We start from the raw sequence: 20,970 nt of genomic DNA on the forward strand, positions 1-20,970 counted from the left end.
GATAAAAACGGTACACTTTCCGGTGGACCGGTCAAGCCACTCCCATGACTCGGGACGATCGGCACGCTCGGACACGCTCAGCGCGACTCCCAGACCCCGCTCTCGCTGGTTCGCGCCGCCACGTCAGCCGGGAGCTCACCGGAGACGAGCTGGGCTATGGTGACATTCTCGAGCACCTCGCGCAGACTGCTGCGCACAGCGATCCAGACCCACTGCAGGACGGCTACCGAGGGATCGTACTGCACATCCTCCGCCCGGATGCCGTGTATGCTCACCAGCGGTCCGTCGGTCGCCCGAATCACGTCGGCTATCGAGATGGTGGCCGCATCCCGGTCCAGCACCCATCCGCCGGACTGCCCTCGTCGGCTCGCCACGAACCCGGCCCGCCGAAGATCACTGAGCACCGCCTGCAGAAAGTTGCGCGGAATCTGCTGGGCGTGAGCCACGTCCTCGGCGCTGACCGGCCCGGTCTCCGCGCGGGCTATCTGCACCAACGCGCGCAGCGCGTAATCCACCTTGGCCGAAATCCGCATGACTCGATTGTTCATCACCGAAAGAGCGACAGTGCCGCCAGCCCGTGATCGACACGCTCACCGGGGGCACGACAACAGGGACACGACAGCATCGGGGCCGTCCGTCTGATTCGACGGACGGCCCCGATGGCTCACGGACTCACACCCCAGAGGTGCTCCTCCGGATGAGGTCAGCCGGTGACCAGACTCAGTCCGTAGGCGCTCAGCGCCTCGTTGACGGGCTGGAAGTACGTCGTCCCACCGTAGGTGCAGTCACCCGAACCGCCGGAGGTCATCCCCTGGGCCTGGTTGCCGGAGATGAACGATCCGCCGGAGTCACCGGGCTCGGCGCACACGTCCGTGCGGGTCAGTCCCGAAACGGTCCCACTCGGATAGCTCACGGTCTGGTTCTTGGCCTCCACGGTGCCGCAGTGCCAACCCGTGGTCTGACCGGAGCGGCACACGGAGGAGCCGACGGGGGCCGACTGGGACCCCTGAACCGTGCGGGTGGATCCGTCGTGCGTGTCCACCAGCGGCCGGGGGGTGTCGTCGGAGCCGGTCTCCACGTAGGCGTAGTCGTCACCGGGGAACGACGACCCCGCGAACGAGCCGCTCGGGCTGTTCGTGCTGTCCCCGGGGCTTCCGCAGTGCCCCGCGGTGACGAAGCCGCCGGAAACGGAGAACCCGGTGGAGCAGATCGTCGATCCGTTGATGGTGTAGCGCTGCCCGCCGATCACGTCCGCGTAGGTGCGCGGTTGTTCACCGGACTCGACCACGCGCACCGCGTCGGTCGATGCGCCGGAGGACTCGACGAACCGCTCGGCTTCGTCGGCCGTTCCGAACCCGGTGGTCATGACCACCGAGTTGCTGGCGGAATCCACGTACCACCCGGTCACCGACTCCGGGGCCTGCTGTGCGTGCGCGTCCAACGTGGAACTGGCGCTCTCGAGGTCGGCACGGCTGTCGTCCACCAGTCGCGGGACCGCCCCGGTGGACCTCACCTCGTCGAACTGGGCCCGATCGGTGACGCCGACGACGAGATCTCCGCTCTCGGCCTTGTAGTGGAACCCGCCGAAACCGTTGCCCAGCATCCCCTTGACACGGTCGGCGATGTCCCGCGCCTCGGCCTCGTCGGCGATCCGCTGTTCGGCCTGAGCGTGAGTCAGTCCCAGATCGCGTTGCATGGCCTGCATCATCGTAGTCGCCCGCTCGGGGGCCTCGTTCTCAGGAGCAGCCGCGGTGTTCGCCGTGGCTGGAGCCGCCATGGCGGTCAGGGTTCCAGCCGCCAGCAGCGCGGTCGCGGCCATACGGCCGGCCATTTTCCGTTGCATCCGTGTTCTCCCTAACTACGAAAACGGATCGTCTTCGGTGACCGGCAAGTTTCCGGAGAAAAGGGACGGGCGACAATACTGCGTTTGCAGCAGCGCTCGCAAAAGGAGCAATCCCGAAAGATCACGATGCGTAAAAACCCAACGGAAATTACGAGCATAAATCACGAAAAAATTAAGATCATTTCCTTCGCGTTGTTGACATCACGCCGGAACCGGCTAGAGTAGCTTGGCTCTTTCGCGGCGTCTCACCGGAATAACCTGGGGTTTCACGTCCACGCAACATACCCGTCGGTCGTTCCTCCTGGCGAAAACACGACGAACACACTGGGTGGCACCGCTGACCATCCAGCGCGCCGATGCCGGAGAAGAACGCGAAAAACGGCAACGAAGAACGTGTCCGGACGAGGGTGGACCGCCCGCGGCGAAGAAGCAGGCCCGGTTTCCCGCCGTTCGCCCGCCCTACAGGAAGGACGCAGCACGACGGTTCGAGGTTGCTTCCGCGAAGCCCGAAAACGACGACGCCCCACATCGGCCGCCTCCGGGACAAGAAAAGTGGGGCCCCGATTCCGGGACCCCACTTTCGAACGCCCTACGACTCGGGAGTCAGGAAAGCGGCCGATCGGTCGGAGCGATGGGCGCCGGAAGCACATCGCGTCCGGTCAGATAGCGGTCGACGCCCGCGGCGGCGGAACGCCCCTCCGAAATCGCCCACACGATCAACGACTGCCCGCGTCCCATGTCGCCCGCGCTGAACACACCGTCCACGCTGGTCATGAACGAATCGTTCCGCGCGACGTTGCCCCTGGGGTCGAGTTCCACACCCAGCTCGTCGATCAGTCCCGCCCGCTCCGGACCGACGAACCCCATGGCCAGCAGAACCAACTGGCAAGGCAGTTCCCGCTCCGTGCCTTCCACCGGAACGAACGCGCCGTCCTCCCGGCGAACCTCGACCAGGCGCAGCGCGCGCAGATCACCCTGCTCGTCGCCGAGGAACTCCTGCGTGTTCACCGAGAACAACCGCTGTCCGCCCTCCTCGTGCGCCGAGGAGACCCGGTAGAGCATCGGGTAGGTCGGCCACGGCTGAGTGTCCGGCCGCTCCCCAGGAGGAGTGGGCATGATCTCCAGCTGCGTAACGGAGGCCGCGCCCTGCCGATGCGCCGTGCCCAGGCAGTCGGCACCGGTGTCACCACCTCCGATGATGACCACGTCCTTGCCCGCGGCATCGATGGGCGAACGCTCCAGGTCGCCCTCCTGCACCCGGTTCGCAGGCGGTAGGTACTCCATCGCCTGGTGCACACCGTTGATCTCCCTGCCCGTGGTCGGAAGATCACGGGAGCGGGTGGAACCACCGGCCAGCACCACGGCGTCGTGTTCCTCGCGCAACTGCTCGACCGTGAGATCCACACCCACGTTCACGCCGGTCCGGAACTCGGTCCCCTCCGCACGCATCTGATCGAGCCTGCGCTCCAGCCGGAACTTCTCCATCTTGAACTCGGGGATGCCGTAGCGCAGCAGCCCGCCGATCCGGTCGGCGCGTTCGTAGACGACCACGCGATGCCCCGACCGGGTGAGCTGCTGAGCGGCGGCCAGTCCCGCCGGTCCCGAACCGACCACGGCCACGGTGTGCCCGGTCCGCGCCTCGGGGGGCTGCGGCTGGACCCAGCCCTCCTCCCAGGCCCGGTCGACGATCTCGATCTCGACCTGCTTGATGCTCACGGCATCCGAGTTGATGCCGAGCACGCAGGCGGCCTCGCAGGGAGCCGGGCACAACGTCCCCGTGAACTCGGGGAAGTTGTTGGTCGCGTGCAACCGCTCGATGGCACCGCGCCAGTCCTCACGCCAGACGAGGTCGTTCCACTCCGGGATCAGATTGCCCAGCGGACAGCCCTGGTGGCAGAACGGGATCCCGCAGTCCATGCAGCGACCGGCTTGCTGCTGCAGGTTCTGCTGGGAGAACTCCTCGTAGACCTCCCGCCAGTCCTTGAGTCGGATGTCCACCGGACGGCGCCGCGGGGTCTCGCGCGGCGTGGTCAGAAAGCCCTTCGGATCAGCCATGTGCGGCCTCCATGATCGCCTCGTTGACGTCGCGGCCGTCGCGTTCGGCATCGGCCTTGGCATTGAGCACGCGCTTGAAGTCCTTCGGCATGACCCTGACGAAACGCCGCACGGCGGAGTCCCAGTCAGCCAGCAGGTCGCGCGCCACGGTGGAGCCCGTCTCCGCACGGTGCTTGTCGATCAGTTCGGCCAGCTCCCGCCGGTCCCCCTCTTCGAGCGGATCCAGATCCACCATCTCCTGGTTGACCCGCTCGGGACGCAGGTCGAGAACGTAGGCGAGGCCACCGGACATGCCCGCCGCGAAGTTGCGTCCCGTGTCGCCCAGAACCACGACACGGCCACCCGTCATGTACTCACAACCGTGGTCGCCCACTCCCTCGACGACCGCGAAGGCACCCGAGTTCCGCACGGCGAACCGCTCGCCGACCATCCCGCGGACGAACATCTCGCCGCCGGTGGAACCGTAGAGCAGCACGTTGCCCGCGATCACGTTCCGCTCGGCCGCGAAGCCCGCGTCCTCCTGCGGACGCAGCACTATCCGGCCACCGGACAACCCCTTGCCGACGTAGTCGTTGGAGTCGCCGACCAGCCTCAGCGTGATGCCGCGCGGTACGAAGGCACCGAACGACTGGCCCGCCGAACCGGTGAAGGTGAGGTCGATCGTGTCGTCGGCCAGTCCGGCTCCACCCCACTTCCGGGTGAGCTCGGAACCGAGCATGGTGCCGACCGAACGGTTCACGTTGCGTACCGGCATCTCCAGCCGCAGCGGGGACCCGTCCGACAGCGCCCCCTCGCTGAGCTGGATCAGGGTGTTGTCCAGCGCCTTCTCCAGCCCGTGCTCCTGCTTGCCGGTGCAGTGCCTCGCCTCGCCCTCGGCGACCTCGGGGACGTGCAGGATCGGTGAGAGATCGATGCCCTCGGTCTTCCAGTGCTTGGAGGCCGGATCGGTGTCGAGCACCTCCGTGTGCCCGATGGCTTCCTCGATGGAACGGAAACCGAGCGCGGCGAGGTGCTCCCTGACCTCCTGGGCGATGAACTCGAAGAACTTGACGATGTAGTCGGCCCGCCCGTCGAACTTGGCCCGGAGGTCGGGATTCTGCGTCGCCACCCCGACGGGGCAGGTGTCCAGATGGCACACCCGCATCATGACGCAGCCGGACACCACCAGCGGCGCGGTGGCGAAACCGAACTCCTCGGCCCCGAGCAGGGCCGCGAGTACCACGTCCCGGCCGGTCTTGAGCTGGCCGTCGGTCTGCACGACGATCCGGTCGCGCAGCCCGTTTGCCAGCAACGTCTGCTGCGTCTCGGCCAGTCCGAGTTCCCAGGGAGCACCCGCGTGCTTGATCGAGGACAGCGGCGAGGCACCCGTGCCGCCGTCGTGCCCCGAGATGAGCACGACGTCCGCGTGTGCCTTGCTCACACCGGCGGCGACCGTACCGACGCCGACCTCGGAAACGAGCTTGACGTGCACCCGCGCCCGTGGATTGGCGTTCTTCAGGTCGTAGATGAGCTGGGCTATGTCCTCGATCGAGTAGATGTCGTGGTGCGGAGGTGGTGAGATCAGCCCCACGCCCGGGGTGGAGTGCCGCGTTTCGGCGATCCACGGATACACCTTGTGGCCGGGAAGCTGTCCACCCTCTCCCGGCTTGGCCCCCTGCGCGATCTTGATCTGAATGTCGTCCGCGTTGACCAGGTACTCGCTGGTCACGCCGAAACGTCCGCTGGCGGCCTGTTTGATGGCGGAACGACGCCAGTCCCCGTTGGAATCCACGGTGAACCTGTCGGCGTCCTCACCGCCCTCACCGGTGTTGGACTTGGCGCCCAGCCTGTTCATGGCCACAGCGAGGACCTCGTGCATCTCCTTGGAGATCGAGCCGTAGGAGATACCGCCGGTGGCGAACCGCTTCACGATCTCGGAAACCGGCTCCACCTCGTCGATGTCGACCGGCTCGCGCGCACCTTCCTTGAAACGCAGCAGCCCGCGCAGGGTCATCAGCCGTTCGGACTGCTCGTCCACGTAGTTGGTGTATTCCTTGAAGATGTCGTACTGACCGCTGCGCGTGGAATGCTGCAGCTTGAAGACCGTGTGCGGGTTGAACAGGTGGGGGTCGCCCTCACGGCGCCACTGGTACTCCCCGCCCACGTCGAGTTCGCGGTGGTGGGCCTTGAGCCCGTCCGCCGGGAAGGTTTTGCGGTGCCGTTCGCCGATCTCGGTGGCCAGCGTCTCGAAGTCGAGTCCGCCGAGCCTGGAGGTGGTACCGGTGAAGCACCGGTTCACGATCTCCTCGCCGAGACCGATGGCCTCGAAGATCTGCGCCCCCGTGTAGGAGGCGACCGTGGAGACGCCGATCTTCGACATGGTCTTGCGCAGTCCCTTGCCGAGAGCCTTGATCAGGTTCTTGGTGGCCTGCTTGCCGTCCACGCCCGAGAGCTCGCCGCGTTCGGCCAGTTCCTCCACGCTCGCCATCGCCAGGTACGGGTTGACGGCGGCGGCACCGTAGCCGATCAGCAGCGCGACGTGGTGCACCTCGCGCACGTCACCCGCTTCGACGACGAGCCCGACCTGGGTCCTGGTCTTCTCCCGGACGAGGTGGTGGTGTACCGCCCCGGTCAGCAGCAGCGAGGGAATCGCCGCGTACTCGGAGTCGGCCCCTCGGTCGGACAGCACGATGATCCGCGCGCCGTCGGCGACGGCCTCGGAGACCTCGCGGGATATCTCCTCGATCCGCTCCCGCAGCGCCTGTCCTCCGCCCGAGGCGCGGTAGACCATGTGGATGGTCACCGATGCCAGTTCGGGGCGGTCGCCGTCGTCGTTGATGTGAACGAGCTTGGCGAGCTCGTCGTTGTCCAGCACGGGGAAGGGCAGCACGAGCTGACGACACGCGGCCGGGTCGGTTTCCAGCAGGTTGTGCTCGGGACCGACGTGCGTGCTCAGCGAGGTGACCATCTCTTCGCGGATGGCGTCCAACGCCGGGTTGGTCACCTGGGCGAACAGCTGGGTGAAGTAGTCGAACAGCTGCCTGGGGCGCTCGGACAGCGGGGCGAGCGGGGCATCGTTACCCATCGAACCGACCGGCTCGGCGCCTCCGGTGGCCATGGGCTTGAGAAGCCTGTCCACCTCTTCCGCGGTGTAACCGAACAACTGCTGGTGCTGCACCAGCGAGGAGTGCGTCGGGACCTCCCTGGACCGCTGCGGCAGCTCGTCGAGGTGCAGCAGCCCCTCGTCGAGCCACTGCCGGTAGGGGTACTGCGTGGCGAGGTCGTTCTTCACCTCCTCGTCGGGGACGAGGCGGCCCCGCTCCGTGTCGACGAGGAACATCCGGCCCGGCTGCAGTCTGCCCTTGCGGGCGATGCGCTCCGGCTCGATGTCCAGAACACCGGTTTCACTGGCGAGCACGACCATGTTGTCGTGCGTGATCCAGTACCGTCCGGGGCGCAGTCCGTTGCGATCGAGCACGGCGCCGATCTGCGTCCCGTCGGTGAAGGTCACGAGGGCGGGTCCGTCCCACGGCTCCATGAGATTGTTGTGGAACTCGTAGAAGGCCCGGCGCTGCTGATCCATCTCCGCGTGGTTCTCCCACGCTTCGGGGATCATCATCAGCACGGAGTGCGGCAGCGACCGTCCTCCCAGGTGCAGCAGTTCGAGCACCTCGTCGAACGAGGCCGAGTCGCTGGCCTCCGGTGTGGCTATCGGGTAGAGCCGGGACAGGTCCCCCGGGATCAGATCGGTGTCGAGCATGCTCTCGCGGGTGCGCATCCAGTTCCGGTTCCCGCGCATGGTGTTGATCTCACCGTTGTGCGCGATGTAGCGGTACGGGTGCGCCAGGGGCCACGAGGGGAAGGTGTTCGTGGAGAACCGCGAGTGGACCAGCCCGATGGCGCTGGTGAAGCGCTCGTCGGTCAGATCCATGAAGAAGGCGTCGAGCTGCGCCTCGGTCAACATCCCCTTGTAGACGAGGGTGCGCGCCGACAGGCTCGGAAAGTAGACGTCCGCCTCGTGCTCGGCCCGCTTGCGCAGGCAGAAGGCACGGCGCTCCAGCCGCATCCGCTCGTCCCGCCCGTCGGAGTCCACACCGGAGCCCTCGGTGACGAACAGCTGGCGGAAACGCGGCATCACGCTCCGCGCCAACGAACCGGCGCAATTCGGCTCGACCGGCAACGTGCGCCAGCCGAGAACGTTCAGCCCCTCTTCCTCGGCGAGCCGCTCGACCTCGGCCGTGGCTCGCTCGAACTCGGCCTCGTCGTCCGGGAGAAAAGCGTTGCCCACCGCGTAGTGCCCCGCGGGAGGCAGTTCGAACGGAACAACCTCGCGCAAGAACGCGTCCGGCACCTGGGTCAGGATTCCCACCCCGTCACCGGTGTCCGGATCGGCGCCTTTCGCGCCCCGGTGCTCCAGATTACGCAGCGCTTCCAGCGCGTTGCGCACGATCGCGCGATCTTTGCGTCCGGTCATGTCGGCGACCAGCGCCACACCGCACGCGTCGTGATCGTTGGCGGGGTCGTAGAGCCCCGCGCCGTCGGCGCCCCGTTGCGTCCGACCTCTCGCATTCTGGGAAACCGGCATTCGGATCCTCCCGTCGTCAGGCAACGATCTCAGCCGCACGAATACGACAGGCGAGACCGTGAAAACCTCTCCGGAGCTGACAAGAAGGATGCGCCGTTGCATTCTTGTTCAGTTTGCGGAACTATACAGATTTCCGGGTCGTGCGACTACGCGTAAGTAACACGTGTTACACCCACACGCCCGCGTCCCACATCCCGGGACACTTTGATCACGTTCCGCGATCGCGCGCACACGCCAACGACGCCGAGCGGGGGTCGCCACCTCCGGCGCCGGACGCCACGACCACGGCACTCCGCCGGAGCACCGCCGAGTCCGCGGCTGTTCCGCCTCGCGGGACCACGTGAGGATCACTCACTCGTCCCCGCGCTCGATGATAACCAACCACGTCCACACGGCAATGATTTTTTTGAGCACTGAAAACACGAACACTACGGACACAGCTGGTCACACGGTTGGCAGCCGCACAGCCCCACCGCAGGACCTGCCGGGGCACGCGAACGCCGTGCGTCCCCGGCCGATGTTTCAGCCCCGGACCGAACGTTCGGCGAAAAAGTTCCTCCCCGTGGAAAACCGACCCCGAAAATCGACTCCCCGCAAAGCAACGGACGAGAAAAGTTCCCCCGAAGAAACATTCCGCGTCGTTCGGTGGACGAAAACGCACACGAACGAGCGATCGGCGGTGGCCGAATCGTGTTTCCCCGGACGACGGTGCGCACCGGAGCACGAACCACGCTTCCCACCGCCCCGGCGCGCGGGGATCGGGCGGAACTTCCCACGGGACGACTCCGCCTTCCCGGGAGGCCTTCCCGTGAGCTCGGCACCCTCCCCGGAGGGAGGACCACAAGACTTCGTGCCGCCGATCCCGCACGGTCGGCGGAATCGGCGGCACGGACGTTCCCCGCTGAACGCACGGGACCCCTGCGGGACGGCCGCCGACGAGGCCGGGCGGCCGGTTCCCGCGAACCCCCGCCCCACGAGCACGGCACTCACGGCGAACCGAGCTCACGACCGGGGTTCACGACCTCGGATCCCGACGGGGACCGGTGCGCCACGCGGAAGGACCGCTCAGCCCTCGCGATGAAGCCCTTCGATGCGCTCGGCCAGGGCCAGGTCGTTCTCCGTTACACCGCCCGCGGAATGCGTGGTGATACGCACCGTGAGCCGGTTGTAGTCGTGCACGGACAGGTCGGGGTGGTGGTTGGCCTCGTTCGCCAGATGAGCGACGGCGTTGGCCAGGCTCATCGCGGAGAGGAAACCCTTGAGCTGCCAGGTCTTGTGCACCGCGCCGTCACGGTACTCCCAGCCGGAAGCGAGCCGCTTCTCGATCGTGTCCTGCTGCAACAACTCGGGCACTACGGGACCTCCTCACTCTCGTCCTACGTCGGCGGAGATGCTTTTCCGGAGGGAGCACCACGGATTCATCCGGAGGACGACTCCTGCTCGGGACGTTGCGGAACGGCGCTCTCGACCTCCGCACTGTCCCGGTACGTGCCTTCGGGCAGCGTCCGCAGCGCGCGCAGAGTCCGCGAATCGGCCTGGCGCTCCTCGGCGTAGCGAAGCAACCGCTCCTTGTCGGCCGGGAACTCCAAGCCCTGCAACGCCTTGTTCACACGGCGTTCGTCAGCATCCGTCATGGCACCCTCCTCGAGGCAAGGTACGTCCGGAGCCGCGCCGTTGATCACCCCGGGGCGATCAACGGCGCGCGCGCTCTCCGCCAAGGGGATACCGTCCGGTGAACGCGGGTAAACGTGCCTGCCGGATCTTTTCACTCGTTTTGCGGCTAGCCTGAGATCATGGCGGAATACGCACAGGTCATCACGACGACCGATTCGGAGGAGACCGCCGCCGAACTGGCGCGCGGTGTCGTGGCGGGCCGCTTCGGCGCGTGCGTCCAGGTGGTACCGATTCGCAGCTTCTTCCGCTGGGAAGGGGGCGTGCAGGACGAGCAGGAGTGGCAGCTACAGGTCAAGACTTCCCGCGACCGCGTCGAAGACCTGATCGAGCACCTCAGGCAGCGGCACAACTACGACGTACCGGAGGTGATCGCCACCCCGATCGTCACGGGCGCTGCCGATTATCTCTCCTGGATCGACGAGGAAACCGGTTCGTAACACCACCACCCCGAAAAGCGCACTCCGCGATCATCGACACGGACCGAGGCGCCGGCCTGCGCACCCGAAAGCGGTGAAGTGGAATCGCTCCGATTCCACTCGCCGGTCAGCGCGCGGCGGAGGGCGAGCACCGTTCGAACAGCGCGTGCCGCCCCAGCGACGACCAGGCAAGGATCCATCCGGATGAAACAGCCGACCATCACCCGCACGGACATCTACACGGCGACGGCCGCACCGGCCGCGGGACTGCTCCTCGCCATGTTCACCCTGCACTGGAACTGGCTCGTCACAGGAGTGCTCGTCGCCGTCGCGGGACTGGTGCTGAACCGGTTACGGGGGGCCAGGGCGAACTGGTCCGTGCGGATCGGGGTGCTGGCCCTGCTGGCCGGCTTCCTGCTGTGGTTGTGGTTCGGTGACGGCCGCTGGGCGGTCCTGGGCGCCTTCCCCCTCGTGTTCGTGTTCATCCGCGAACTCGCCGCGGTGGTCGATCGACGGGGCTGAGCCGAACGGACGTTCCCGCTCCGCAGGCGGCGGATCCGAACGCTCGCGGCGAACACGCACAGTACCGGCCGCTCACCGCCGAAGATCAGCACTATCAGCCGGCTTCCGTCCAGCGAAAGAATTCGTTTCTTCACAGCGACGAAACGTGTCCCGCACTGTCCAGTTGATCAGACGCGTGTCAACATTCGGTGATCAAACCAACTTCGACGCCGACGGTTCCCGCTCGCACAGCGCGCTGATCAAAGAACCGGGCGAACCGTAGGAAAGGACTGTCTTCGTGCACGTGCTATGGGGTATCGGCGGCATGCTCGTGCTGCTGCTGATCGCGGTCGCCCTCTCCACGAGCCCCCGCTCCATCCGTCCCCGCACGGTTCTCGGGGCGCTGGCCCTGCAAGTGATATTCGCTTTTCTGGTGCTGCGTTGGGAAGCGGGAAGAGCGGTCCTGAGCACGATGGCCGACGGGGTCGGCAAAGTGATCGACTCGGCCAACGAGGGCATCGACTTCATGGTCGGCCCCCTGCTCGAGAATCTCGACGAGAACACCACCCTGTTCGCCTTCCAGGTACTGCCGATCATCGTGTTCATCGCCTCGTTGACCGCCGTGCTCTACCACTGGCACATCCTGCAGTGGGTGGTCCGCATCATCGGGGGCGGCCTGCAGAAGGTGCTGGGCACGACCAAGGCCGAATCGATGAACGCCACGGCGAACATATTCGTGGGGCAGACGGAAGCCCCGCTCGTTGTCCGCCCCTACCTGCCCCGGATGACGCACTCCGAGTTCTTCGCCGTCATGGCCGGCGGACTGTCCACCGTAGCCGGGACGGTGCTGGTCGGTTACTCGCTGCTCGGGGCCGATCTGGAGTACCTGATCGCGGCGAGCTTCATGGCGGCGCCTGCCGGTCTGCTGATGGCCAAGATCATCGTCCCCGAGACGGAGGAGGCCGACAGCGACCAAGCGGTGGTGGCCAGCACGAAGACAACCGATTCCGACGCGCAGGTGCCCGATTCCTCCTCGGAGGAGCAGGAGCCCGAACCGTCCGCGGAGGAGCGGGCCTCCGAATCCGAAAGCAGCACGGAATCCGCGGAGTCGGACAAACCGCGGAACGTGATCGACGCCGCGGCGGTCGGCGCCTCGGACGGGTTGAAGCTCGCGCTCAACGTGGGAGCGATGCTGTTCGCCTTCATCTCCCTGATCGCGCTGCTCAACCTGATCATCGGAGGTCTGGGAGGTCTGTTCGGACTGGAGGACCTCACCTTCCAGCGAATCCTCGGCTACGTCTTCTCACCCGTGATGGCCGCCATCGGCGTTCCGCTCGACGAAGCGGTGGAAGCCGGAAGCTTCCTCGGGCAGAAGCTCGCGCTCAACGAGTTCGTCGCCTTCGCCGACTTCGGATCGGCCGCCTCCGAACTGTCCGACCGGACCACTGTCATCGTCACCTTCGCGCTCACCGGATTCGCGAACTTCAGTTCGCTGGGCATCCTCCTCGGCGGACTCGGTGGACTGGTCCCCAGCCGTAGGCCGTTGATCGCCAAGTACGCCATACGAGCCGTGCTGGCGGGCACCCTGGCGAACCTGATGAGCGCCGCCATCGCGGGCATCGTGATCGCCTGACCCGATGACCGGCCCGACTCCGGCCTCCGGACCGGGGTCGGGCCGGCCGGGTATCCCCGGGCCGAAAAGCCGGACGCCGACTCCCCGCGCACCGCAACCGTGCTCCGGGACCGGGCTCGGGACGGAAACGGCGTTTCTCCGGCCACCGCCCGGCTCCCACCCGCGTGGAGCTAGGCGGAGTTTGGCAGGCTACTGCCATGACCGCAGCCGATACGTTTCCTCGTCACAGCGCCCGGACCCAGGGGTTCACATTGGGGGCGCCGCGCAATTTCACCGTTTCACCGGACGGCCGGCGGGTGCTGTTCCTGCGGTCGGCGAGCGGTACCGACCGCAGCAACGCGCTGTGGATGCTGACCACGGAAGACGGCACCGAGCACCTCGTGGCCGACCCGGCCCGGCTCGACGAGGTCGACGCCGCCTCCCCCGAGGAACTGGCCCGGCGCGAAAGAGCCCGCGAACGGGCTTCGGGGATCACGGAGTACACGGTGGACGCCACGGTGTCCACCACGGCGTTCGCGCTGTCCGGTTCACTGTTCGTCGTCGACGCGGACACCGGACAGGTGACAAGACTGCCCGCGCAGCGCCCGGCGGCCGATCCCAGGCTCAGCCCGAACGGCGACCGCATCGCCTACACGACCAACGGCGCGCTGCGCGTGATCGGATCCGACGGCCTCGGAGACTGCCCCGTCGCCGAGCCGGAGCACGAACGGGAGCGCTGGGGCACGGCCGAGTTCATAGCCGCCGAGGAGATGAACAGGGGACGCGGCTACTGGTGGGCTCCGGACGGTTCGGCGATCCTGGCCGCCAGGGTGGACGAGTCGGAAGTCGCCCGCTGGAACCTCGCCGACCCGGCCGAACCGGCCCAATCGCCGAACACCATGCCGTATCCGGCGGCGGGTGAGGCCAACGCCGACGTCGCGCTCGAGCTGTTCGGGCTCACCGGCACGCGGGTCACCCGGCGCACCTCGGTGAGCTGGGACCGGGACGCCCACCCCTACCTGGTCGCCGTCCACTGGTCCGAACACGGCGCTCCGCTGCTGGCGGTGCAGAGTCGCGATCAGCGCAGCCAACCGGTGCTCGCCCTCGACCCGGGGACCGGGGGGACCCACGAGCTGCACCGCGAAACCGACCACAACTGGGTCGAGATCAAAAGCGGCTGGCCCGCCTGGACCCCAGGCGGATCGCTGGTCCGGATCTCGCCCGTGGAAGGGGCCTATCGGCTGCTGGTCGACGGGGAGGACCGCACGGGGGCGGAACTCCAGGTTCGTGCGGTGCTGGACATCGACGAGACGGACATCCTGGTCGCCGCCTCCGAAGCCGACCCGTCACAGGTGCACGTCTACCGGGTCGGCGAGCTGGGAGTGGAGCGCCGCACCGAAACGCCCGGAGTGCACGGCGCCGCACGCGGCGGTCCCGTCACCGTGCTGTCCTCGGCCGGTCTGGAAGAACTCCGCACCAGGGTGCGCGTGCTGCGCGACGACGCCCCGGTGACCGAGATCGCCTCCCACGCCGAGGACTGTTCGTTGGTTCCCCGGGTCGAGCTGCTCCGGCTCGGCGCCCGAGAACTGTCCAGCGCCCTGCTGCTTCCCCGTGACCACGATCCCGGGCACGGACGGCTCCCGGTGCTGCTGGACCCCTACGGGGGCCCGCAGGCACAACGCGTGCTGCACCGTCGGCACGGGTACCTGACCTCGCAGTGGTTCGCCGATCAGGGGTTCGCCGTGCTGATCACGGACGGACGCGGCACGGGCGGGCGCGGCCCCGACTGGGACCGCGCGATCGCGGGGGACGTCGCGGGGCCCGCGCTGCAGGACCAGGTGGACGCGCTGCACGCCTGCGCCTCCGAGCGCACCGACCTGGACCTGAACCGGGTGGCGATCCGCGGGTGGTCCTTCGGCGGCTACCTGGCTGCCCTGGCCGTGCTGCGCCGTCCCGACGTGTTCCACACGGCGATCGCCGGGGCCCCGGTCTGCGACTGGCGGCTCTACGACACCCACTACACCGAGCGCTACCTAGGCGATCCGAACACGTCCCCGGAGACCTACGCCGCGAATTCGCTGCTGTCCGACGCCGGGGACCTGAACGGGCACCTGCTGCTGATACACGGAACCGTCGACGACAACGTGGTGTTCGCGCACTCCCTGCGCATGTCCGAGGCGCTCACGGCGGCCGGGAAGTCGCACACCCTGCTGCCGCTGCCCGGAGTCAGCCACATGCCGACCTCGGAGAGCAAGACGGAGAACCTGCTGCTGCTGCAGCTGGACTTCCTGCGCCGGACGCTGTCCCCGAACAACCCGACAACGGCCTGACAGGGGTTCGCCGGATCGCTCCGCGCGCCGCGGCGGGCCGGCGGAAACTCCCGCCGGCCCGTCGCGGGAACGACTTCCCGGCCCCGAGCGGCGGTCACGACTCCTCCCGACCCGTTGCTCCGGCCCCGAACAACCGACCGGGCCCGCTGCTCGAGGTGCCCCGCGAGGCTGTCGCGGCGCCGGCTCGCGTGCAGGCGCACCCGACCAACCACGCAGGGCTCCGCCACGAGCCCTCAGAGGATCTCCAGTGGTTTCGGCCCCTCCGGCGGGGGGAAACGTTCGTTCAGCTCGGCCAGCTCCTCCTCCGACAGCACCACGTCCAGGGCCGACCGGTTCCGCTCGACGTGCTCGATCGTGGCGGCCTTGGGAATCGCGCACACACCGTCCCGGCTCAGCACCCATGCCAGGGCCACCTGTGCGGGAGTCGCACCACGTCGTGCGGCCAGTCGCCCCAGCACCGGATCGTCGAGCACTCGTCCCTGTTCGATCGGGGAGTAAGCCATGACGGGAAGTCCCCGACGACGGCACCACGGCAGCAGGTCGAACTCGGGCCCACGCCGAGTCAGGTTGTACAGCACCTGGTCGGTCTGCACCCCTGGACCCGCCGAAGTGGCGAACAGCTCGTCCATGTCCTCCGGAGCGAAGTTGCTGACCCCGAAATGACGAACCTTGCCACTCCGGCGCAGCTCCTCGAAGGCTTCCATGGTCTCTTCCAGCGGGACGGATCCGCGCCAGTGCAGCAGGTACAGATCCAGCCGGTCCGTGCCCAACCGCCGCAGACTGCGCTCACAGGCGGCCACCACACCTGCGCGATCGGCATTGTGCGGGAACACCTTCGAAACCACGAAGGCCTCGTCCCTGCGCCCGGACAATGCCGCACCGACCACCTGCTCGGCGCCACCCGAACCGTACATCTCGGCGGTGTCCACCAACCGGATTCCCAGGTCGAGACCGTGCCGCAACGCGTTCACCTCCGCGTCGCGCTCGGAGGCGCGTTCACCCATGCCCCAGGTTCCCTGCCCCAGCACGGGCAGGTCCTCACCGTCGGGCAGTCGCAGACAACGCATAACTACGCACCTTCCGTCGCTCTCGGAAACGGCCGGTGCCGGGGCGTGGACATCCTATCCGAGCACGGTGGTCGGAGACACCGCCGCTACTTCCGCACGTTCCTGCTCTCCTTGACCCGAACCACCACGCGCACCGGCGACCCCCCGAATCCGAAGGCCTCGCGGAACCTGCGTTCCAGGAATCTGCGGTACCCCGCCTCGATGAACCCCGAGCTGAACAGGACGAGGGTGGGCGGGCGCGTGTGCGCCTGGGTCGCGAACATGATCTTGGACTGCTTGCCTCCCCGAACGGGAGGGGGCTGGGCGGCCACGATCTCCGAGATCCAGGAGTTGATCCTGCCCGTGGAGATGCGCTGGTCCCACGAGTCCAGGGCCCGCCGCAGCGAAGGAGCCAGCTTGCCGACCGCCCGCCCGGTCTCCGCCGAGACGTTGACGCGCTCGGCCCAGCGGACCTGAACGAGATCGCGGTCGATCTCCTTCTCCAGGCTCCTCCTGCGGTCGTCGTCGACGAGATCCCACTTGTTGTAGGCGATCACGAGGGCCCTGCCCGACTCGATGACCATGCTGATGATGCGCAGGTCCTGCTCGGTCAACGGGTTCGACCCGTCGATGAGCACGATGACCACCTCCGCGGCCTCGATGGCCGCCTTGGTGCGCAGGGAGGCGTAGTACTCCGTCCCGTCCGCCGTCCTGACCCGCCTGCGCAGTCCGGCGGTGTCCACGAAACGCCACACCTCGCCGTCCAGCTCCACCAGCGAATCGACGGGGTCCACCGTGGTGCCCGAGGCCTCGTCGACGACGGCGCGCTGCTCACCGACCAACTTGTTGAGCATGCTGGACTTGCCGACGTTGGGCTTCCCGACCAGGGCCACCCGGCGCGGACCGCCGCTCCCGCCGAACTGCTCACGCGGAGTCTCGGGGAACACTCGCAGCACCTCGTCCAGCAGGTCCCCCGATCCGCGCCCGTGCAGCGCGCTGACCGGATACGGTTGCCCCAGTCCCAACGACCACAGTTCCGCGACCTCGGCCTCCGAACGCTGGTCGTCGACCTTGTTGGCAACGACCAGCACCGGACGCTTGGAACGGCGCAGCACCTTGGCCGCGGCCTCGTCGGTGGCGCTGGAGCCCACGTTCGCGTCGACCACGAGAAGGATCGCGTCGGCCGCGGACATGGCCATTTCCGCCTGGGAGGTCACACTCGCGTAGACACCCTCGGCATCCGGATCCCAGCCTCCGGTGTCGACGATCGTGAAGCTGCGCCCGTTCCACACGGCGTCGTAGCTCACCCTGTCCCTCGTGACGCCGGGAGTGTCCTTGACCACTGCCTGGCGACGTCCCAGCAACCGGTTCACGAGGGTCGATTTACCGACGTTGGGCCTGCCCACCACGGCGAGCACGGGTTGCCCGGCCGTCGTCGAGGCCTCGTCATCGTAATCCTCGACCAAATGGTCGTAATCGGCCCAGTCCGTTTCGTCGGACCAGGTGCCGTCGAGGCCGGCGCCGTCACTGGCGTCGGCAAGCGGCTCATCGCTCACGCCTCGTTACCTCTCACGTAGTCGTCTCGGTGTCGAAACCGGCCCCGGGCCCGTCCAGTTCCACGAGCAGCCCGGCCAGCTCGGTGCGTATTCGTTCGGTCGCCGCGGCCAGCCCGGCCCTGCCGCGAACTTCCGGGGGGTCGACGGGCTCGCCGACCAGGACGTCCACCTCGGGGCGGAAACGGCGCCGCCCAGGCACCGGAGCCGTTCCTCTGCAGGCCACCGGAACGAGCCGCGCCCCGCTGGAACGTGCCAACCACGCCGCTCCGTGCCGCGCGTCGGCCATCCCGCCCTCACGGGTCCCCTCGGGGAACACGCCGAGCACACCGCCGGAACGCAGCACCCGAGTCGCGACCGAGAGCGCACCACGGTCGGGAGCTCCCCTCCGGACCGGTATCTGACCCAGTTTACGCAGCGCCCACCCGAGAACGCCGTGGAACAGCTCGTGCTTGACCAAAAACGCGGCACCGCGTGGCAGCACTCCGAACAGCACGGGTCCGTCCACGAGAGAGCTGTGATTGGCGACGAGCACCACGGGCCCACTCGCCGGAAACCGTTCGGCGTGCCGAACACGAATCCGATAGACCGACCGCAGCACGGCCCCGCCCATCGCGCGGCCGAATCGGCGCAATCCGGCGGAACTCCCCTCGGGCAGCATACCCGGTTCGGACCGCCCACGCCGCGAACGATTCCCCGAGAAGCTCATTTGCCCGTCCGCTCCGACGCCACCAGCAGGCCCCGCCCCTCGACGAGCTCGTGCAACCGCCCCAGCACCTGCTCGACGTTCAGCTCCGTCGTGTCGACCAGCACGGCGTCCTCGGCCATCCTCAACGGCGCGACCCGCCTGTTCGAGTCGAGCGAATCCCTGCGACGCACGTCGGCGTGCACCCGCTGCGGATCGGAGGCGCGCCCCGCCGCCGCGTCCTGCGTCGACCTGCGCTGTGCCCTGGCGTCCGAAGAGGCGGTGAGGTACACCTTCAGAGCGGCCTCCGGCACCACCACCGTTCCGACGTCGCGTCCCTCGACGACGACGCCGCCACCGGAACCGGTCACCGTGGTGATCAACCTACGCTGCTCGGCGACCAGGATCTCGCGCACCTCGGGAACCGCCGAGACCGCGGACACGGCCCCGGTCACCGCCTCCCCCCTGATCTCCTCGCCGATGTCGCCGCCGTCGAGCGACACCCCGGGAAGTTCCGGGTCCATGCGCATCACCACACGGGACTCCCGCACGACGCGGGCCACTTCCACCGGATCCTCGAGGGAGACTCCGGCGCGCAGCACGGCCGAGGTCGCGGCACGATACATCGCCCCGGTGTCCAGATAAGCAGCCCTCAGAGAGCCGGCGAGCCTGCGAGCGGTCGTGGACTTCCCCGTCCCCGACGGCCCGTCAACCGCCACGATTCCGTTGAGTTCGGGCTGGGACACCTCGGACGACCTCCTCTACCGCGCCGGATCGCATCGCTCGGTCGGACTAACCGACCGATCCTTCATTCTGCCTGTCCGCGAACGGGAGGACTCAATCGCGTCCCACGAACCCGCCCCTCCGGCGGCGCCGGGCCCGAACACGATCCAGGCCCCCGCACGGCGGGGTTACCCGACCGACCGGAGAGGTTCTAAGATCGGTGTCGTGGATGTCACCGTGACCCCGCTGCCGGGGCTGGGCACGCAACAGGAGTTCACCACCGGTTCGGGACGCAGAATCGGGGTGATCACGTATCGGGACGGCCGGATGGAACTGATCGTGTCGGACCCGCGTGATCCGGACAAGATCTGTGCCGCGACCGACCTGAACGGGGAGGAGACCAGCACTCTCGCGAACCTTCTCGGAGCGCCACAGCTGGTGGGCAAGCTGACCGAGCAGCAGCGCGAAGTCACCGGCGTCACGACCTGGCAGTTGCCGCTCGTGCCCGGCTCCCCCTACGACGGGCGCGCTCTGGGTGAAACCGAGATGCGAACCAGGACCTCCGTCTCGATCGTCGCCGTCATCCGGGACGGCTCGGTGCACCCCTCCCCTCGCCCGGATTTCGTGTTCGCCGGAGACGACCTCGTGGTCATGGTCGGCACCGCCGAGGGGCTCCGCGCGGCCAACGAGATCCTGGAGAACGGCTGACCGGAGTCGACAGCTCCCGTGAACCGGTTTCGGGGTCGGCCGAAGCCGGCGAAAGCCAGTCGGCGAGAGGAAGCAGGTGCAACACACGGCGATCGCGCTGATCGAGCTGGGAGCGGTCTTCTTCGGGCTGGGAATACTCGGACGGCTCGCCTGGCGAATCGGTGTTTCCCCCGTTCCGCTCTACCTGATCGGCGGGTTGGCCTTCGGCCAGGGTGGGTTGATCCCGTTGACGGGGATCGAACCGTTCACCGAACTCGCCTCGGAGATCGGTGTCGTGCTGCTCCTGCTGCTGCTCGGGCTGGAGTACTCGGCCGCCGAGCTGGTCACCGGACTGAGACGCTCCTGGTCGGCCGGTCTGATCGACGTGGCGCTCAACGCGGCTCCGGGAGCCCTCGTCGCTGTCATGCTCGGCTGGGGGCCGACAGCGGCCATCGTGCTCGCCGGAGTCACCTACATCTCCTCCTCCGGGATCATCGCCAAGGTTCTCGGGGACCTCGGCCGGCTCGGGAACAGGGAAACCCCGGTGGTGCTGTCGATCCTCGTGTTCGAGGACCTGGCCATGGCCGTCTACCTGCCGATACTGACCGCCCTGCTGGCCGGGGTCGGTCTCGTCGGAGGCCTCGGAACGGTCGGCGTGTCCATCCTGGCGATCAGTCTGGTGCTGGTTCTCGCGCTGCGCTACGGGCGCTACGTCTCGGCACTCGTGGACAGCCCGGACCCCGAGGTGTTCCTGCTGCGCCTGCTGGGAGCGGCGTTGCTCGTGGCGGGGGTCGCCGCCCAGCTGCAGGTCTCGGCGGCGGTGGGGGCCTTCCTGCTCGGCATCGCGATCTCGGGGTCGACGGCGACCAACGCCACCAGAATGCTGACTCCGCTGCGCGACCTCTTCGCCGCGGTGTTCTTCGTCGTGTTCGGGCTGAACACCGACCCCTCGGCCATCCCACCCGTACTGCCCTTCGCGCTGCTGCTGGTCGTGCTGACCACGACGACGAAATTCGTCACCGGCTGGTTGGCCGCGCGCAAGCAGGGCATTCGTCGGATGGGCCGTGCCAGGGCCGGGGCGGCTCTCATAGCCCGGGGCGAGTTCTCCATCGTCATCGCCGGACTCGCGGTGGGTTCCGGAGCGGTCACCGGGCAGCTCGCCGCGCTGTCCACCACGTACGTGCTGCTGATGGCGATCATCGGCCCCGTTGCCGCCCGGGTCGTGGAGCCCGTGGCGCAGTGGGCGGTCAACTCGCGCGCGAGCGCCCGGACGTGATCCCC

At 67.8% G+C, this 20,970-nt stretch carries 16 protein-coding genes; 6 read left to right on the top strand and 10 right to left on the bottom strand.

The annotated features are described in order from the left end of the window. Positions 1-77: 77 nt before the first annotated feature. From FHR84_RS21150 to FHR84_RS21175, 6 genes are all read right to left on the bottom strand, one after another. Positions 78-533, bottom strand: coding sequence for an RrF2 family transcriptional regulator (locus tag FHR84_RS21150; protein ID WP_017974635.1), 456 nt, complete (start codon positions 531-533; stop codon positions 78-80). A gap of 170 nt (positions 534-703) precedes the next feature. Then, complete coding sequence (locus tag FHR84_RS21155) at positions 704-1,843, bottom strand: S1 family peptidase (RefSeq protein WP_179537299.1); 1,140 nt, start codon at positions 1,841-1,843, stop codon at positions 704-706. Positions 1,844-2,446: 603 nt separating this feature from the next. Next, positions 2,447-3,898, bottom strand: a complete 1,452-nt coding sequence (locus tag FHR84_RS21160; protein WP_179537300.1) for a glutamate synthase subunit beta — start codon at positions 3,896-3,898, stop codon at positions 2,447-2,449. After that, the gene (gene gltB / locus FHR84_RS21165; RefSeq protein WP_179537301.1) at positions 3,891-8,462 is read right to left on the bottom strand and encodes a glutamate synthase large subunit; all 4,572 of its coding nucleotides are present in this window, start codon (positions 8,460-8,462) and stop codon (positions 3,891-3,893) included. The genes FHR84_RS21160 and gltB overlap by 8 nt, the downstream gene beginning before the upstream one ends. Before the next feature lie 1,065 nt (positions 8,463-9,527). Continuing rightward, positions 9,528-9,815 (bottom strand): 4a-hydroxytetrahydrobiopterin dehydratase, encoded by a 288-nt coding sequence (locus FHR84_RS21170; protein WP_179537302.1) that lies wholly within the window; start codon positions 9,813-9,815, stop codon positions 9,528-9,530. Between the two features lie 65 nt (positions 9,816-9,880). After that, the gene (locus tag FHR84_RS21175) at positions 9,881-10,096 is read right to left on the bottom strand and encodes a DUF2795 domain-containing protein (RefSeq protein ID WP_179537303.1); all 216 of its coding nucleotides are present in this window, start codon (positions 10,094-10,096) and stop codon (positions 9,881-9,883) included. Between the two features lie 159 nt (positions 10,097-10,255). Between FHR84_RS21175 and cutA the strand changes: the two genes are divergently transcribed. The 4 genes from cutA (at position 10,256) to FHR84_RS21195 (ending at position 14,995) form a co-directional block, all read left to right on the top strand. Then, positions 10,256-10,573 (top strand): divalent-cation tolerance protein CutA, encoded by a 318-nt coding sequence (cutA, locus tag FHR84_RS21180; protein WP_179537304.1) that lies wholly within the window; start codon positions 10,256-10,258, stop codon positions 10,571-10,573. A gap of 183 nt (positions 10,574-10,756) precedes the next feature. Then, entirely contained in the window at positions 10,757-11,074 is a 318-nt protein-coding gene (locus tag FHR84_RS21185; protein ID WP_179537305.1) for a hypothetical protein, read from the top strand. A 277-nt stretch (positions 11,075-11,351) separates the two neighbouring features. After that, on the top strand, positions 11,352-12,686 hold the full coding sequence (locus tag FHR84_RS21190; RefSeq protein WP_179537306.1) for a nucleoside transporter C-terminal domain-containing protein: 1,335 nt from the start codon (positions 11,352-11,354) through the stop codon (positions 12,684-12,686). Between the two features lie 197 nt (positions 12,687-12,883). Further along, positions 12,884-14,995 (top strand): S9 family peptidase, encoded by a 2,112-nt coding sequence (locus FHR84_RS21195; RefSeq protein ID WP_179537307.1) that lies wholly within the window; start codon positions 12,884-12,886, stop codon positions 14,993-14,995. A gap of 233 nt (positions 14,996-15,228) precedes the next feature. Here the strand turns inward: FHR84_RS21195 and FHR84_RS21200 are convergent, their stop codons facing one another. The 4 genes from FHR84_RS21200 to cmk form a co-directional block, all read right to left on the bottom strand. Then, complete coding sequence (locus FHR84_RS21200; RefSeq protein WP_179537308.1) at positions 15,229-16,062, bottom strand: aldo/keto reductase; 834 nt, start codon at positions 16,060-16,062, stop codon at positions 15,229-15,231. A gap of 86 nt (positions 16,063-16,148) precedes the next feature. Then, positions 16,149-17,597 carry a ribosome biogenesis GTPase Der gene (gene der / locus FHR84_RS21205; protein ID WP_179537309.1) on the bottom strand — a complete coding sequence of 483 codons (1,449 nt, stop codon included), beginning with the start codon at positions 17,595-17,597 and terminating at the stop codon, positions 16,149-16,151. Between the two features lie 13 nt (positions 17,598-17,610). Then, on the bottom strand, positions 17,611-18,228 hold the full coding sequence (locus FHR84_RS21210) for a lysophospholipid acyltransferase family protein (protein WP_246300890.1): 618 nt from the start codon (positions 18,226-18,228) through the stop codon (positions 17,611-17,613). 71 nt (positions 18,229-18,299) lie between these two features. Continuing rightward, a complete protein-coding gene (gene cmk, locus FHR84_RS21215) occupies positions 18,300-19,025 on the bottom strand; it encodes a (d)CMP kinase (RefSeq protein WP_179537311.1) in 726 nt (241 codons plus the stop codon). A 202-nt stretch (positions 19,026-19,227) separates the two neighbouring features. On the opposite strand from cmk, the gene FHR84_RS21220 reads away from it, so the two are divergent. After that, the gene (locus FHR84_RS21220; protein WP_179537312.1) at positions 19,228-19,710 is read left to right on the top strand and encodes a cation:proton antiporter regulatory subunit; all 483 of its coding nucleotides are present in this window, start codon (positions 19,228-19,230) and stop codon (positions 19,708-19,710) included. A 76-nt stretch (positions 19,711-19,786) separates the two neighbouring features. Continuing rightward, on the top strand, positions 19,787-20,965 hold the full coding sequence (locus FHR84_RS21225) for a cation:proton antiporter domain-containing protein (RefSeq protein ID WP_179537313.1): 1,179 nt from the start codon (positions 19,787-19,789) through the stop codon (positions 20,963-20,965). Positions 20,966-20,970: the final 5 nt, after the last annotated feature.

Source organism: Actinopolyspora biskrensis, assembly GCF_013408175.1.
Classification (GTDB): Bacteria; Actinomycetota; Actinomycetes; order Mycobacteriales; family Pseudonocardiaceae; genus Actinopolyspora; species Actinopolyspora biskrensis.